This is a genomic window from Haloferula sp. BvORR071 (assembly GCF_000739615.1).
Classification (GTDB): domain Bacteria; phylum Verrucomicrobiota; class Verrucomicrobiia; order Verrucomicrobiales; family Akkermansiaceae; genus Haloferula.
Genome location: NZ_BATP01000003.1, coordinates 48,786 through 62,961 on the forward strand (window position 1 = coordinate 48,786; position 14,176 = coordinate 62,961).

Sequence of the window (14,176 nt, forward strand, 5' to 3'; positions counted from 1 at the left end):
TATTCCCTCTCGTGTGAGCGGGAAACCCATGCTTGTCCTCGGCCTCGGCGCAGCCCTTGTCATTTCCACCGGCTGTCGCGATCGCCATGAAACGGCTCGCCAGGAGCTGAAGGAAAAGGGCTACGACGTCAGCCCTGAAGCCTTCTTTCGTGCTGCGGAAAGCGATGACGTGAAGGCCCTTGAGGAGATCACCAAGAACGGGATCGCCATCGATACCCGCAATCAAGCGGGCGACACCGCCCTCCACGCCGCTGCTGCCGCGGGCATGAAGGAGTCGGCGAAATTTCTGATCAATCATGGACTGCCGGTTGATGTCTTGAATGCTGAGCAACAAACCCCGCTGATGTCAGCCATCACCAAGGGGACTCCGGCGATGGTCCGCTTCCTTCTCGCCCACAGGGCGGATTCCCAGAAGAAGAACGCCAAGGGCTATAAGTGCCTGACCATCGCGGTGCTGGAAGGCCAGCCGGGAACCGCTGCCGCCTTGGCGGCCCAAGATCGCGACGGGCTCGATGACGCCCTGTTGGTGGCTGCCCTTGAGGGCCGGCCCACTGCCATCGACGAGCTGACCCAATACGGTGCCTCGATTTACGCCCGCATGGACGACGGCCGCACTGCCCTAATGGTGGCGGCGCAGAACGGCAATGTCGAAGCCGCCGAAATGCTTCTGAATCTCGGCGCGAACCGCTTCTCGATGGACGACCAAGGCCGGACCGCCGCCGACCTTGCCCGCGAGGCGGGGCACGAGGTCTTGGCTGATCATTTGGCCAAGCAGCCGAAGCTGGATGAGTTCGGCCTCGAGGAGCCGTCCGATCTAGGCAAGGAGATGATGGATCTGATCGCCGCCGCCGATGCCAAGGCAGGCCTGGCAGCGGGAGTCGATCCCGCGGGACAGCCCAAGACTGCCTCGGCCGCTCCGCCGGCTCCCTTGGAAGCCGCCGTGCTGTCCGCTGGGGCACATCCCGGGCCTTCTCCTTCCGAAACCACTACCCAAGCCAGTGCCGCTCCTGCCTCCCCGTTGGTCATGCGCGCTTACCGCCAGCGCGAATTGCCGCTGCGGGTGGAAGCGTCCGAGGGCCAAGTGGCCCGTTTCAGGATGGTGGGCGGCGGCGTGGAAGCGGTCCCCGAGGGCGGAACTATCCCGAAGTCGCGCCTCAAAGTGGTGAAGGTCAGCAGCCGTGTGCAGTCGATCAAGGATAGCGCCCAGCCCGCCTCTCCGGTCTCGGTCGTTGAGCTGGAGGACCCCTCGACCGGCCGCCGCCGCGAGATCATCTCCGGCATCGACCCCACGGGTAGCGATCCGGTCGCCTTGGTCGAGGATTCCTCGGGCAAACGCTATGTGGCCCGCGCCGGGCAGCATTTCCGCTCGGCCGGGGGAGAGGAATTCACCGTCATCGATGTCCGCCCCAATCAAATGGTGATTGAGAATCGTAGTAAAGGTGAGGTAATAACGGTCCCGCTCCGCGGCCCGCGGGGCTGATTCCTCCTTTTTGACATGCCCGCCAAGACGATCGCACCGGGGAATCCGGTGAAGCAATTCTCCGTGCTACTGCCCAATCGTGCCGGAGCCCTCGCCTCGCTGGTCAAACTCTTGCGCTCGGCCGCGATCGAAGTGGTGGGACTCAGCGTCCAGGATTCGCGGGATGCGACGATCGCCCGTCTGGTGGTTACCGATCCGGATACCACTGAGCAGATCTTCGTGGAAAAGGGGATTCCGCATACCCTTTGCGAACTGGTGGTCATCTCGCTGCGTGAGTCCGGTCCGGAACTCCTTCCGGTGCTCGATACCTTGATGGTCGCTGAGACCAATATCGATTTCGCCTACGCCCTCATGCCATCGCCCAAGGGCCACACCCTTCTGGCGCTGCATGTGGAGGACTACGACTTCGCCGTTGGGGTGCTGAACAACGCCGGCTTCAAGCTGATTTACCAAGAAGAGCTCAGCCGCTGACGCTGTTTACTTTTTTCCCGGTAAAATCTCGCCATCCTTCGGATTGTCAGCGGGATCTTCCGGCGGGAATTCGATGTCTTCCGGTGGCGGTGGCAATGCCTCCGCCGGTTTGAGTTGCTCGGGCGGAGTGATTGCTACTTTCGCGTAGCGGTTGAAGATCTGCTGCTTCGTCTCGCCGGCATTTTCCATCGCCTTGCGGTGGGCCGCGAGGTGTCGCTCCAGAAGGCCGTTCCAGACTTGGAAGACATCGGGGTGATCGTCACCGCCGAAGCCCAGCGGCTTGAGTCGATCGGGCAGGGTCGCGATCTTGTCTGGATCACGGGTCGCGGCCAGCAGGATCAGCGCCTCGCCCTCGCCGCGCACCGTGATCTCCTTCTCGCCCGGGGTGACCTCCGATTCCATCGGGTAGACCCAAGCGCGTGCGGCGAAGGGCTTGCCGCCGGATTTGCCGTTGAGCGTCAGGATCCGGCGGTCCTCGACCTTGAGGGTGGCGGGCAACTCGGTCGGCAGAGTCACCCGGAAATGCAGCGAGCCCGGCTTGTCCGTGCGCAAGTGAGTGACAATCAGCCCGTCCTCACCGGTGGCGAAAACCGTCCAGGTGAAGCCCGCACCGCCGCGGTTGAAGGTCGTCACTACGGTACCATCCTCCAGATTGAGGGTCCGCTTGTAGTTGGTGACCGGTCCCTCGTTCTCCGCCAGCCAGTCGAGCGAGAAATGGAACCATGCCGGTCCGCAGATCGCATTGCCCGGTACCTGCGGGGTCGCGGGGTGGCGGCCACCCCTAGGAAAGATGGCCATCGGCTCGAGGCTGGTGCGGCCCTTGACCCGGGCGCGCAGCTCGCCATTGCCGATCGGGAAGGCTTTTTCCGGGCCTTCGGCGGGCTTTGAGAGGGTGATTTCGGCCCGATTTTCGGCCTTGGGTTCGTCGCCGTTCGCCACACCGAGGAGGGCAATCAAGAGGGACGGGATCGGCCAACGCATGGGTTCCTAGCTATCAGCTTCGCCCGCCGGCTTCAAGCGGTCTGAGCGGATGCGGTTCCTCCGGGCGGCGGCAGAAGGAGGCGCGGGTAAAGCTCAGGTTCCGTGCCCCAAGCAAGGCGCAGACCACGCCGATCATCAGGACGGTGGCTACGATCCACTTGATGGATTCTTGCGGATGGTGGTCGGCTGCCAGCCAGTAAATGCAGGCGGGCACGGAGAAGATCCCGAAGCTGAGGACCAGGGACCAAGCGGCGAAGTGCCACTTCGGCCGTGCGGGCTTGGTCAGCAGCAGCCCGAGAGCAGCCCAGGCCAAGACCCCGGTGGTGCTGGTGAGCGCGGCGGTGAAGACGAGGCCGAGTTCCTCGCCATTGAGGTTGAAAATGGCGCCTTCCTCCATGGCCATGGCCATCAGTGCGAAGACCGCTGCAGCGGGCAGCATCAGGAAGCAGCCGATGGTGAAGAGAACGAGATGACTGCCCCTCGTCTTCTGGGCCAGGCTCGGATCCGGGGGGGCGGATGCGTAGAAGTTCATGGCGCTCAAGTTCGCCCCGGCGGATGAGAGCCCTGCGAAGGGTCTGTGAAATTGCCGTCCGTTTTCGGTGGAGCGCGGCTGGCGCAAAAAGCGTGGCGGCTGGCGGTGCCAAATGGCGCATGGAGAGGCGGAGGGAATTTGAGACTGTCTTCCGCGGCGCGGCTTTGTGTGAATGTCCGACGCATTCATCCGAAGAGCGCCGCGGTCATTTTCAACGATCCAAACTGCAATTTCGCACGCTTCATTCCGTATTCCCAAGCCCACTCCTGCCATGCGACTTCGACCCATCCTTTTTCTCCTGCTAGCCTGCGGGGCTGCCACGGCCGCTCCCAAGCGGATCCTCTTCCTAGCCGGGCACGATACCCACGCCTGGGGCCAGCATCGCCACGGTCCGGGCAGCACCTTGCTATGCGACTCCATCAAGGAGGGTGGCGACGTCGAGGCGCAGGTCATCCGCGAGTGGCCGGATGCGGAGACCCTGGCGAAGGCGGATGCGCTGGTGATCTATGCGGACGGCTGGGACCAGCATCCGGCGAATGACAAGCTGGACGAGCTGGAAGCCTTCATGAATTCCGGCAAGGGGCTGGTGGCGCTGCACTGGGCTACCGGGATCCAGGCGCAGGACCCTAACAGCAAGGAGCAAGCCAAAGACCCGCGGCGCGAGAAGTGGCGGAACCTGATGGGCGCGGACTTCGAGGCCTACTACTCGATTAGCAATTTCTGGAATGCCAAGTCGAGCGAGCATGCTGATCACCCGGTCATGCGCGGGGTGAAGCCCTTCTCGATCTTTGACGAGTGCTACTTCCTGCTGCGCGAGACCGATCATGATCACGGCCAGATCCAGCCGCTGTTCCGGATTTTTCCTAACAAGGAGTTGGTGGAACCGGGGCTGAGCCCGTATCGCGGCAATGATCCCGCGCGGGCGGTGATGGAGGATGAGAAACACCAGCACTGGGATGCCTGGGCCTACCCGCGGCCGAAGGGTGGGCGCGCTTTCGGGTTCACTGGCGGCCACTTCCTATGGAGCTGGGCGAATGACGACGCACGCAAGATGGTGCTGAACGGCATCCTGTGGAGCGCGGGTGTGGAAATCCCCGAAGGCGGTCGGGTCTCGAAAACCCCGGACGCCAAGCGTTTCCTGCAAGGCCAGGAGAAGCAGAACCCCGGGTGGACCGAGGAAGCACTGCAATACTACCTGGACCGCGCCAAGGAGGGGGAGGTCATCCAGTGGGGCGATTACTCGAACAAGCCGCTGCCGACGCCGCCGGTGTCGCTTTTCGATGGCAAGTCGCTGGACGGTTGGGAAATCCGGCCGGGCGAGGAGAAGTGGTGGAAGGTGCAGGACGGCATGATCACCGGCGGCTCGCTGGAGGAGAAGGTGCCCTTCAATACCTTCCTGGCGACCAAGAAGCGCTACGAGAACTTTGAGCTGAAGCTGAAGGTGCGCCTGACGCAAGGCGAAGGCTTCATGAACTCCGGCGTGCAGCTCCGCAGCCGCCGAGAGGCGGACAACTCAGAGATGGTCGGCTACCAAGTGGATGCCGGAACCGGCTGGTGGGGAAAGTTGTACGATGAGTCCCGTAGGAACAAGGTGGTCGGCGAACCGCTGGATGCGGAGGCAATCAAGGGTGCAGCCAAGGACTGGGACTGGAACGAATACCGGATCCGCTGCGAGGGCCCGCGCATCCGCTCCTGGATCAATGGTGTGGCCGCGCTGGACTACAAGGAAGAGGACGGCATGATTCCACTCGAAGGCTTGATCGGCCTGCAAACCCATGGCGGTGGCAAGGTGCTGGCGCAGTTCAAGGACATCACGATCCAAGAGCTGCCGCCGACCCCCAACTCGCCGAAGTGGGAGGATGCTTTTAATCGCTCGGCGGAGCGGGAGATCGCCACATTCAAAGTTCCGGAGGGTTTTGAGGTCGAGCTGGTCGCCTCCGAGAAGGAAGGCGTCGGCAAGCCGATCACCATGGCCTGGGACCACTCCGGCAAGATGTGGACGATGACCGCGCTGGAGTATCCGGTGGACGCGAACGAGAACCAGGCAGAGGCCGAGGCCCTCTACGCGCGCGGCGGCAAGGACAAGGTGCTGGTCTTCGACGAGCCCTGGAAGCCGGGGCCGCAGACGCCGCGGGTCTTCGCGGACAAGCTGGCGATCCCGCTGGGCATCCTGCCTTACAAGAACTCGGTCTTGGTCCAACACGGCACCGAGATCCGGCGCTACACCGACCTCGACAAGGACGGCAAGGCGGACAACTACGATGTGGTCCTCAAGGGCTTCGGGATCCAGGATTCGCACCTTTTCCCGCACCAGTTCGAACGCTCGCCCGGTGGCTGGTTCTATCTGGCGCAGGGCTTGTTCAATGCCTCCAAGGTCCAGCGGCCGGATGGTGCGGCATTCTCCAGCGGGCCGACGGAGATCGCGCTCAACGCCTGCAAGCTGGCCCGGGCAAGGCTCGACGGTTCCGACTTCGGTCTTCTAACAGCCGGGCCCAACAACATCTGGGGCTTCACCACTTCGGCGAGGGACGGCCGTGAATTCCTGCAGGAAGCAAACGATCTCGGGCACCCTGTCTCGGAATTCATCGATGGCAGCCACTACCCCACCGGCTCGAAGGAGAAGCTGAAACCCTACGCGCCACAGGTGCCGGAGTCCACGCCCGGCCAGCCGATGGGCGGCACGGGTCTCAGTGGCTTGGCCCTGGCGGAGGATGAGGGCAGCGCCTTTGCCGCGATGTGGCCGGGCAAGCGGGTCTTCTACGTGGCCAATCCGATCACCAACCGGATTCAGATCGTGACCTTGGAATCGGATGCGAACGGGCAGCCGGTTTACAGGAAGCAGCAGGACTTCATGGAGTCTTCCGACGAATGGTTCCGCCCGGTCTCGATTCATTTCGGACCGGATGGCTGCCTCTACATCGCGGATTGGTATAACAAGATCATCTCGCACAATGAGGTGCCACGGAACCACCCCGAGCGTGACAAGACCCGCGGCCGGATCTGGCGTGTGAAGCCGAAGGGCTTCCAGCCTTCAGCCCCTGTGGACCTCACGAAGCTGGCGACGGCTGATCTAACAGGACAGCTCGGTTCCCCGAATGCACGGATCGCGCAGATGGCATGGGAGGAGATCGGCGATCGCGCCGATGCGGACGTCGTTCCGCTCTTAGGCGAGTTGGCTGGCGATGACTCGCAGCCGCTGCCCAAGCGCCTCGGTGCCCTGTGGGCGGTCCGCGAGATGCGGGCACTCAACCGGGAGCTGCTGCTGCGTCTGGCGGCCGACAAGAACCCGAATATCCGCCGCGAGGTGATTGAAGCGTCAGGTGACGCCCGCGGCATCGGCGGCAACCTCTTCCTGCGGACGGTGGTGCAGGCGAAGGAAGCGGGCGAGGACTTCGGCGTGTCATGCGCCTTGGCGAATGCCTTGCTTTATCAAAAGGAGCCGACCACCGCGATGATGGCGGTGATTGCCAACATGACGCCGGCACCGGGGGCCGGAGGTGGTCGCGCCGCCTACGAGGCGGAGTTTCTGCGCTACCTGATCCGCCGGGCGCTGGAGGATCATCCCTTGCCTGCTTGGACGCTCTTCTCCGGCCAAGAGACCTTGACGATGGAGGCCCGTCGTCTTTGTGCGCTCGCGCTGCCGCCGCAGGACGGCGCGCTGGCGATGGTGAGCTTGCTGCCCAGCCTCGTCGAACGGCCGATCGACGGCGACGAACTTGCGCTGTTAGGTTCCCAGCTTTCGCGCGAGCCGGTGGCGGTTGCCTTCGGCAAACAACTCGAGAGTGCCGCCAATCGCGAAGGCCTCTTGCGCTCGCTGCTCAAGCTCGATCCAGTGGCGGCCTCCAACGAAAGCCTGCGCGAGGCCGTGGGCAAGGCGACGCAGGCGATGATCCAGCAGTCGCCGGAGAAATTGCCGCTGGCGCTGGAGCTGGCGCGGCGCTTCCGCTTGGAGCAACTGGGACCGATGATCCGTGAGCTCGCACTCAAGGAGACCCAGCCGGCGGAGCTTGCCGCCCTGCTGAAGGCACTGAACGAATGCGGCGGGGCGGATCGGGATGTGTTCCTCAAAAATCTCGATAGCGGCGATCCAGCGGTAGCCCGCGAGGCTCTGATCGGTTTCGCTTCCTCGGGGGATCCGCGCTGTGTGATGGAGATCCAGGATCGCTGGGCGAAGCTGCCGGGGGCGATGCGCCAATTTGCGGTCAACGGCCTAATCTCCAAGAAAAAATCCGCCGTCGCGTTTGCGCGGAAGGTCGCGGAAGGCGGCTTCGCTGGCTTCGACCCGGCGGTGGTTGAGAAGCTGGCTGCGGTGCTGGGGCCGGATCATCCCGACTTCCAAGCAGTGCTTCAAAAGGTCGATGGCCTGCTGGTGCGCGCGATCCGTTTTCCCGGCAAGCAGGACGCGGTGATCCCGACAAAGGTTGTCCTCGATGGACCTTTCACGGTTGAGACTTGGGTGAAGCTGGATCCGCGGATTGATAACCGCGACGGGCTCTTGGGCACGCGCGGTGGTGGTGCCGACATCAATTTCTACGATGCGCGGCTGCGGCTGTACAGCGGTGCTGGTGACGTTGTGATTGCCGACCGCCCGATCGAAGCGGGCAAGTGGACGCACTGTGCGGTGACCCGCGACGATGCCGGCAAGGTGGCACTCTATCTCGATGGCGAGCCAGCGGGTGTCTCGGGTGGCCGCTTCAAGGCGGTGATGCGGGATCTGGATATCGGGCGCGCAAATCAGCCCGGCGGGACGGCGGGCAGCTTCCTGGAATATCGGATCTGGAGTGTGGCGCGCAGTGCTGCGGAGATCCGCGGCGAGTACCGCACGCGGATTCCCGCTGGGACGGCGATGCCTGGGCTGGTGCAGCAAATTAGCGGCGAGGCTCCAGGGATGACTCCGGAAGGTGGCGCCTCGCTGGAGTGGACTTCCGATTTTCCCGATCTGCTGACTCCGGCGGCGGCGAAGACGCTGGGGGAGAAGTTCGAACGCGTGCGAGCCTTGGCGAACAAGCCTGGCACCCCGGCGGCGGGGCGCCAGATCTTCCAGGCCACCTGCATGATTTGCCATCAGGTCGCCGGTGAGGGCACAGCCGTGGGCCCGAATCTGAGCGGGGCCGGCGCGATGGGCACGGAGAGCTTGCTGCGAAATGTGCTCACACCGAATGCGCAATTGGAGAGCGGCTACTACCGTCACGACATCGCCTTGGAAGATGGCAGCTTTGCCAGCGGCTTCCTCGCCTCCGAGGACAAGGATATGATCGTGATCCGGCAGATCGGCGCGGACGAGCGGGCGATCCCGAAGCGGATGGTGCGCGAGCACACTGTGTCCAAGCGCAGCCTCATGCCGGAAGGGCTGATGGATGGCTTGAGCGAGCAGCAGGTGAGCGATTTGTTCAGCTATTTGAATAGCCTGAAGTGAAGCGCAAATGCCATTGCGGTGAGATGTGTCCCTGATAAGAGATGGAGGTGAAATTGCGGTGGTGGCATCTGGTGATCGGAATTCTGCTCGGGATAGTCGCCGGGCGTTGGTCGATGCCATCGGGGCGAGGTGCCGGAGATGGTCCTGCGGCAGGAGGGCAGGCAGGAGCATTGGACTCGAAGGCGGGTGCCCGGATGGGGCCTGCAGAGTTCGATGAGATCGCCCGCCTCCGGAAAGAGGTGCGGACCGCTTCGAGAGGGGCGGTCCCGGGGCTCGCTTATCGCGCGATGGAGATCCCGGATGCGAACGAGCGTCGGACACTTCTCGGGGAAATCTACAACCGCATCGACGAGTCGAACTGGCAGGAGGTCCTGGATCAGTTCGGGCGGAGCTACAATCAAACCGGGCGAACCCTTGACCGCGAATACCTCTTCGCCCTCTCCGTGGCCGGCCAGCGTCTCGGTCCCGACATTATGGAAGGATGGAAGGAACGAGGACTGTCCAAGCACGAGGACGAGTCATGGTATACCTTCTACGGCTGGGCTGGGAAGGATCCCAATGCTGCGAAGAAATGGCTGGATGAACTTGGCGTGAATGATCCAGCCCAAAGCAAGCGCTTGCTGCCCGGCCTTCTCGGTGGCCTGGCCCTCCATGATTCGGATCGTGCGATCGAGATGCTGGCGTCGCTTCCGAAGGAAGACCGGAACGCGTGCATCGGGCACTTCACTTGGAACCTCATCCAGAACGAGGGACTCGACCGGGCCGTCGATTGGATGATCGGAGTGCAACAGTCAGCGGAGGGAAAGGATGATCCCTATGCCAAGAAGGTGAGGGACGAGATTTTGGGCAGGGTCTTCGGCTCCGCGCAGACAAGTTCGGATTCGGCGGCAATGCTCGCCAGCCGTCTTGAGAAGATCAACGAAGTCCTGCCACTGGAAGATGGCCAGTTGGCTGGGAAACTCGCCCAAGTGAAAGGGGGCGCCGCCCTGGATTTAATGAGCCGCTTGGCTGCCGGGAAAGTGCTGGGTGAGCGCTCGGAGGAGTCGACGACCTTTCAGAGCACGGTGCGGCTTACCGCGAAGACGTCTCCCGAAGAAACCATCCAATGGCTTGCCGCGAATACGTCCTCGCCGATTCAAGCGGATGCGGCCCTCGTTGCTTGCCGGTTCTTTCTCTCCGCTGGTGACGAGGCGTCCTTGGCAGCCGCCTTGGATGTTGTGAAGGATCCCGTCGTGCGTCGGCGCATCGAAAAAGAGCTCGGGCAATAATCTCGGTCAGGGGGGAGAGGTCGAGTTGGGGTTGGGGGCGGAAAAGCTTGCCCAGTCATCCTAACTGTTCATCCTGGCAGATAGGTGCTTTCCTGAATCGAGCATCCATTCCCCTCCAAAAACAAACAGGCTCATGAATACTCCTCTCATTCATGTCTTCTCGCTCGCGCTCCTTACGGCGACCGCGTCCGCGGCGACCATTTGGACTGAAACCAGCAACGGCGACCTGTCGTCGAATGAAGCTGCTCCGACCTCCCTCGTGGTTGTACTGGGAAGCAATATCATCAGCGGCAACGTCAACGGCACGACCGATGCACGAGACTACGTCACCTTCACGATCCTGCCCGGGCAGTCGCTCGGTGCCATCCAACTGCTGGACTACGACGATCTCAATACGGGTGCGGCCGGAGACGGGAACACTGGCTTCAGTGCCATCAACCTCGGTGCCACGAGCTTTATCCCGAGCGCAGGGACGGTAGGCAGCTTCCTTGGTGCGAATCACCTGACTTCGGGCCAGATCGGGGAGAATATCCTGGCTGGTCTCGGTAGCGCCGGTCTGGGAGCGGCTGGCTTCGCAGGTGGTACGCTCGGGCCGGGAACTTATAGCTTTTTGGTCCAGCAGACCGGCCCGCAGTTGACTGGCTATTCCGTGAATCTAGTGGTCGTGCCGGAGCCTTCCGCTCTGCTCCTGTCCTGTATGGGGCTGGGGATGGGGATGGGCTTGAGGAGACGGCGGAGGTGACGAACCAGGGTAACTTCGCAATCCCGAACTCCCTTCCGCAGGCAGGTCCTGCCTCAGGCTGCGGGAGCACCATCCATGCGGAAGGTGAAGCGGGTGCCGTCCACGTCCGACTTCACCTCGATCTTCCCGCCGTGGGCCTTGGCGATCTCGGAGGCGATGTAGAGGCCGAGGCCCAGGCCTTGCTTTTGTCCGCTGGTGTCCCCGCGGGCGAAGGGTTGGAAGAGTCGGTCCATGGTCTCGGCGGGGATCGGTTCGGCGGCATTCTCCACCGCGAGTTCGAAGCGACCTCCCTGGCTGCGGGCGTGGACCCTCACGGGTTCGCCATCCTTGCCGTGGGTCAGGGCATTGCCTAACAGATTGGTGAAGAGCTGGGCCAGACGGCGTTTGTCGTGGACCACGGGATCGATGAGATCGAAAGCCATCTCAATCGTTTTATCGGGCCGCATTGCGCGGGCTTCCTCGACCGCTTGGCGCAAGACTGGTTCCGGCGACTCCTCGGCGCAGCCTTCAAGTGCGATCCCGCCTCCCAGGCGGCCGCGGGCGAAATCCATGACATCCTCGATGAGCTCGGACATGCGGGTGACGCTGCGGTCCATCATCGCGGCGACTCTCGCGGCCTTGGGGTCGCCGCTCAGTTCCTGGAGCAGGACGACGCCGGTGCGGAGGGCTCCCAAGGGATTCCGAAGATCATGACCGAGCACCGCAATGAATTCCTCGCGAAGTTCCGCGGCCTCGCGTTCCACCTTCAAGCGGGCCTCCGACTCTAACAATCGCTCGGTGGTCTCGATGTGCAGGGCGATGAGTTCCGCGAACATCTTGAACATCCCGATTACAGCAGGCGTTTTTAGTTTCGCCGGTTTGGGATCGATCGCGCAGAGGGTGCCGAAGAAGCTGCCGTCCTTGAGGATAATCGGCATCGAGATGTAGCTCTGGAAGCCATACTGCCGCGGTGTGGCGTGGCAGGCGTAGGTATCGTCCTCGGCGACGTGATCGATCACCACCGCATTGCGATGCTGGCGGATCTCATTGCAGATGGTGGTCTCCAGTTGCAACTCGCCGCCCGGCTTGAGCCCGAAGCTGATTTCATCCTTCACGCTGCAGGCGATCCAACGCTCCCCGGTGACCCGCGCGACCGCGGCAAAACCCATGCCCGTGGTCCGGCAGATCACGTCGAGGATGGTGGGCACCGCACCGATGGAAGCGATGAGGGCAAGGTCTTTCTGAAAATCGTCCACAGGGCAGCAGGCGGGTTGGAGCGGGGGAAGTTGGGCGTCCGAACTGACGCGTTGCGCTCCTTTGTGATTCTCCGTGAGCCGGGGGTGGATTGGCGAGCGGATTTCTGTCCGCGATTTTGCGGATAAGCCGAGACCAAGTGGTTCGCCTACAGGATCGTAGGGCGTGGGCCTACTTCTTTGCGGGATCGTAGAAGATCCGGATGTCCGCCTTCTCGCCGCCTAGCAGTTGCTGTGCGCGTTTCAGGGCGTCGCGGGTCGAGAGGTTTGGGTTGCTCGGCCGGTTGAGGAAGATGTTGCTTTCGCCGCCCTTGCGGTTGGCTCCCTGCTGGATGGTTTCGAGCACGCCGGAGTGCTTGAGCACGCGGTAGACGTCGCGGGTGGCGCCGGAGATCAGGACGTGGCGGTCATTCGCGCGCATGAACTTGATCAGGTCCTCCAGCGCGAGCACGGAAGTCGCATCGAGGTGGCGGGCGTTCTTGAGGCGCAGGATGATGATCTTGAGCGATTCATCCGCCGCGGTGCGCTGGATCTGGGTGCGGAAGAGTTCGGCGGCGCCGAAGAAGAGGTCGCCCTCCACGTGAACGATCGAGATCGCCGGGTTCGGGCGCTGGCGCTTCTCGCCCATCTGGCGGAGTTCCCCGGCGTCGTTGAACTCGTATTCCACCAAGTGGGGCCGACTGGCCTTGCGCAGGAAGAGGGTCACGGAGATCGCAACGCCGATGAAGATCGCGAGGTGCAGCGGGGCGATCAGGGTGGCGATGAAGGTGATGACCAGCACGGCCGCGTCGTCCGGCGTCGAGCGCGCGCAGATGCGGATGTTGTGGCGGTTGATCAGGGCGAGGGCGATGCCGACTACCAGAGCGGCGAGCACCGCCTTCGGCACGTAATCGATCAGGGAGACACCGCCGAACTTGGGCAGCCATGCGATCAGCAAGGCGGTGGAAAGCACCAGCATGCCCGAGTAGACGGAGGACATCCGGGTCCGCGCACCGGAGTTGAAATTGAGCGAGGATCGCAGCAGGGATCCGGAGGCGGGCATGCCGCCGGCGATGGCCGAGGCAATATTCGCGAGGCCCACCGCGAACATGTCCTGGTTCACGTCCGAGCGGTCGCCAGAGCGCGAGGCGATGGTCTTTGCCATCAGGGTATTCTCGAGGCAGGCGAGGAAGGCGATAGCCAGCGAGACCCCGAGTAGGGAAGAGATGTCCTCAAAGATCCCGCTGCGGGTGAGATCGGGGAAATTGGGCATCAGGTCCGCAGGCTGGAAATTCCGGAAACGGGCCACGCCGCTGAAAAAGCCGCTCTTTTGGTGGGCCAAGGTGCCGAAGACCGCGGAGCAGAAGACCAGCACGATGGCGAGATTCGGCCAGCGCGGCTTCCACTTCCTCATCAGGAAGAAGGCCAGGAAGGTGCAGGCACCGATTACCAGAGGCGGCCAATCGGCGTGGGGCAGGGAACGGACCAAGGCCTCGACCAAGCCGACGAAGGAGCGCGGGCGCAGTTCATCCACCTCGTAGGCCACGCCTAACAGGTGCTTGAACTGATTGGTCATGATCAGCACCGCCGCACCGGAGACGTAACCGACGAGCACTGAGCGCGAGATATACTGCAGTAAGTCCGCCACCCGCAGGATCGAGCCGATCAGGCAGAAAATGCCGACCATCAGGACCAGCAGCGGCACGAGCTGGGTCTCGCGGGCGCCAAGCATCGGCTCTACGGCGAAGAAACCGAAGAGCATGAAGGCGGTCGCATTCGTCGGCCCCAGGATCGTGTGACGGCTACCCGCGAAGAACGGCGCGATGATCGAGGCTGCCGCAGAACAGGCGATGCCGAAGACGATCGGCAGCTCAGCGATCGCCGCGTAGGCGATGCCCTGCGGGATATCGAGCAGGGAGACATTCAGCGCGGCCTTGCCATCGGCGCGGAATTTTTCCCGGTCGTATTGCCGCCAGGTATGGAGGATGGGCAGCGGGTCGAGCTTGCCACCCCGGAAGAACTCCACGAGGCGGCGGAGAATCCGGCGGGGCTGGAAATGGTGGCTCATGGCGGCG

Annotated in this window: 9 protein-coding genes; 5 read left to right on the top strand and 4 right to left on the bottom strand. The window is 63.0% G+C overall.

Annotation, left to right across the window (positions count from 1 at the left end; genetic code table 11):
- The first annotated feature begins 13 nt into the window (after positions 1 to 13).
- Both BV071_RS01210 and BV071_RS01215 read left to right on the top strand, forming a co-directional pair.
- A complete protein-coding gene (locus BV071_RS01210) occupies positions 14 to 1,480 on the top strand; it encodes an ankyrin repeat domain-containing protein (RefSeq protein ID WP_265593924.1) in 1,467 nt (488 codons plus the stop codon).
- A 15-nt stretch (positions 1,481 to 1,495) separates the two neighbouring features.
- Positions 1,496 to 1,951 (top strand): hypothetical protein, encoded by a 456-nt coding sequence (locus BV071_RS01215; protein WP_035601063.1) that lies wholly within the window; start codon positions 1,496 to 1,498, stop codon positions 1,949 to 1,951.
- Between the two features lie 6 nt (positions 1,952 to 1,957).
- Here the strand turns inward: BV071_RS01215 and BV071_RS01220 are convergent, their stop codons facing one another.
- Together BV071_RS01220 and BV071_RS01225 are read right to left on the bottom strand one after the other, a co-directional pair.
- Positions 1,958 to 2,932, bottom strand: a complete 975-nt coding sequence (locus BV071_RS01220) for a glycoside hydrolase N-terminal domain-containing protein (RefSeq protein ID WP_035601065.1) — start codon at positions 2,930 to 2,932, stop codon at positions 1,958 to 1,960.
- A 13-nt stretch (positions 2,933 to 2,945) separates the two neighbouring features.
- Positions 2,946 to 3,464 (bottom strand): hypothetical protein, encoded by a 519-nt coding sequence (locus BV071_RS01225; protein ID WP_035601067.1) that lies wholly within the window; start codon positions 3,462 to 3,464, stop codon positions 2,946 to 2,948.
- A 271-nt stretch (positions 3,465 to 3,735) separates the two neighbouring features.
- Here BV071_RS01225 and BV071_RS34140 point away from each other — a divergent pair, with 271 nt between their 5' ends.
- The 3 genes from BV071_RS34140 to BV071_RS01240 all read left to right on the top strand — a co-directional run bounded on the left by BV071_RS34140 (position 3,736) and on the right by BV071_RS01240 (position 10,890).
- Positions 3,736 to 8,880, top strand: coding sequence for a PVC-type heme-binding CxxCH protein (locus BV071_RS34140; protein ID WP_075090819.1), 5,145 nt, complete (start codon positions 3,736 to 3,738; stop codon positions 8,878 to 8,880).
- A gap of 113 nt (positions 8,881 to 8,993) precedes the next feature.
- Complete coding sequence (locus tag BV071_RS01235) at positions 8,994 to 10,148, top strand: hypothetical protein (RefSeq protein ID WP_265593925.1); 1,155 nt, start codon at positions 8,994 to 8,996, stop codon at positions 10,146 to 10,148.
- Between the two features lie 133 nt (positions 10,149 to 10,281).
- Positions 10,282 to 10,890: a PEP-CTERM sorting domain-containing protein gene (locus tag BV071_RS01240; RefSeq protein ID WP_035601073.1), complete on the top strand. Its 609-nt coding sequence runs from the start codon at positions 10,282 to 10,284 to the stop codon at positions 10,888 to 10,890.
- Between the two features lie 53 nt (positions 10,891 to 10,943).
- On the opposite strand, the gene BV071_RS01245 is transcribed toward BV071_RS01240, so the two are convergent.
- Together BV071_RS01245 and BV071_RS01250 are read right to left on the bottom strand one after the other, a co-directional pair.
- The gene (locus BV071_RS01245; protein ID WP_035601075.1) at positions 10,944 to 12,125 is read right to left on the bottom strand and encodes a GAF domain-containing sensor histidine kinase; all 1,182 of its coding nucleotides are present in this window, start codon (positions 12,123 to 12,125) and stop codon (positions 10,944 to 10,946) included.
- A 169-nt stretch (positions 12,126 to 12,294) separates the two neighbouring features.
- Positions 12,295 to 14,169 (bottom strand): SulP family inorganic anion transporter, encoded by a 1,875-nt coding sequence (locus BV071_RS01250; RefSeq protein WP_052572732.1) that lies wholly within the window; start codon positions 14,167 to 14,169, stop codon positions 12,295 to 12,297.
- Positions 14,170 to 14,176 lie beyond the last annotated feature (7 nt).

What these genes read in the sequence shown, in the direction of transcription:
- BV071_RS34140 (WP_075090819.1), top strand. Translation starts at nt 3,736, where the DNA reads ATGCGACTTCGACCCATCCTTTTTCTCCTGCTAGCCTGCGGGGCTGCC.
- BV071_RS01250 (WP_052572732.1), bottom strand. Translation starts at nt 14,169, where the DNA reads ATGAGCCACCATTTCCAGCCCCGCCGGATTCTCCGCCGCCTCGTGGAG.
- BV071_RS01225 (WP_035601067.1), bottom strand. Translation starts at nt 3,464, where the DNA reads ATGAACTTCTACGCATCCGCCCCCCCGGATCCGAGCCTGGCCCAGAAG.
- BV071_RS01215 (WP_035601063.1), top strand. Translation starts at nt 1,496, where the DNA reads ATGCCCGCCAAGACGATCGCACCGGGGAATCCGGTGAAGCAATTCTCC.
- BV071_RS01240 (WP_035601073.1), top strand. Translation starts at nt 10,282, where the DNA reads ATGAATACTCCTCTCATTCATGTCTTCTCGCTCGCGCTCCTTACGGCG.
- BV071_RS01235 (WP_265593925.1), top strand. Translation starts at nt 8,994, where the DNA reads ATGCCATCGGGGCGAGGTGCCGGAGATGGTCCTGCGGCAGGAGGGCAG.
- BV071_RS01220 (WP_035601065.1), bottom strand. Translation starts at nt 2,932, where the DNA reads ATGCGTTGGCCGATCCCGTCCCTCTTGATTGCCCTCCTCGGTGTGGCG.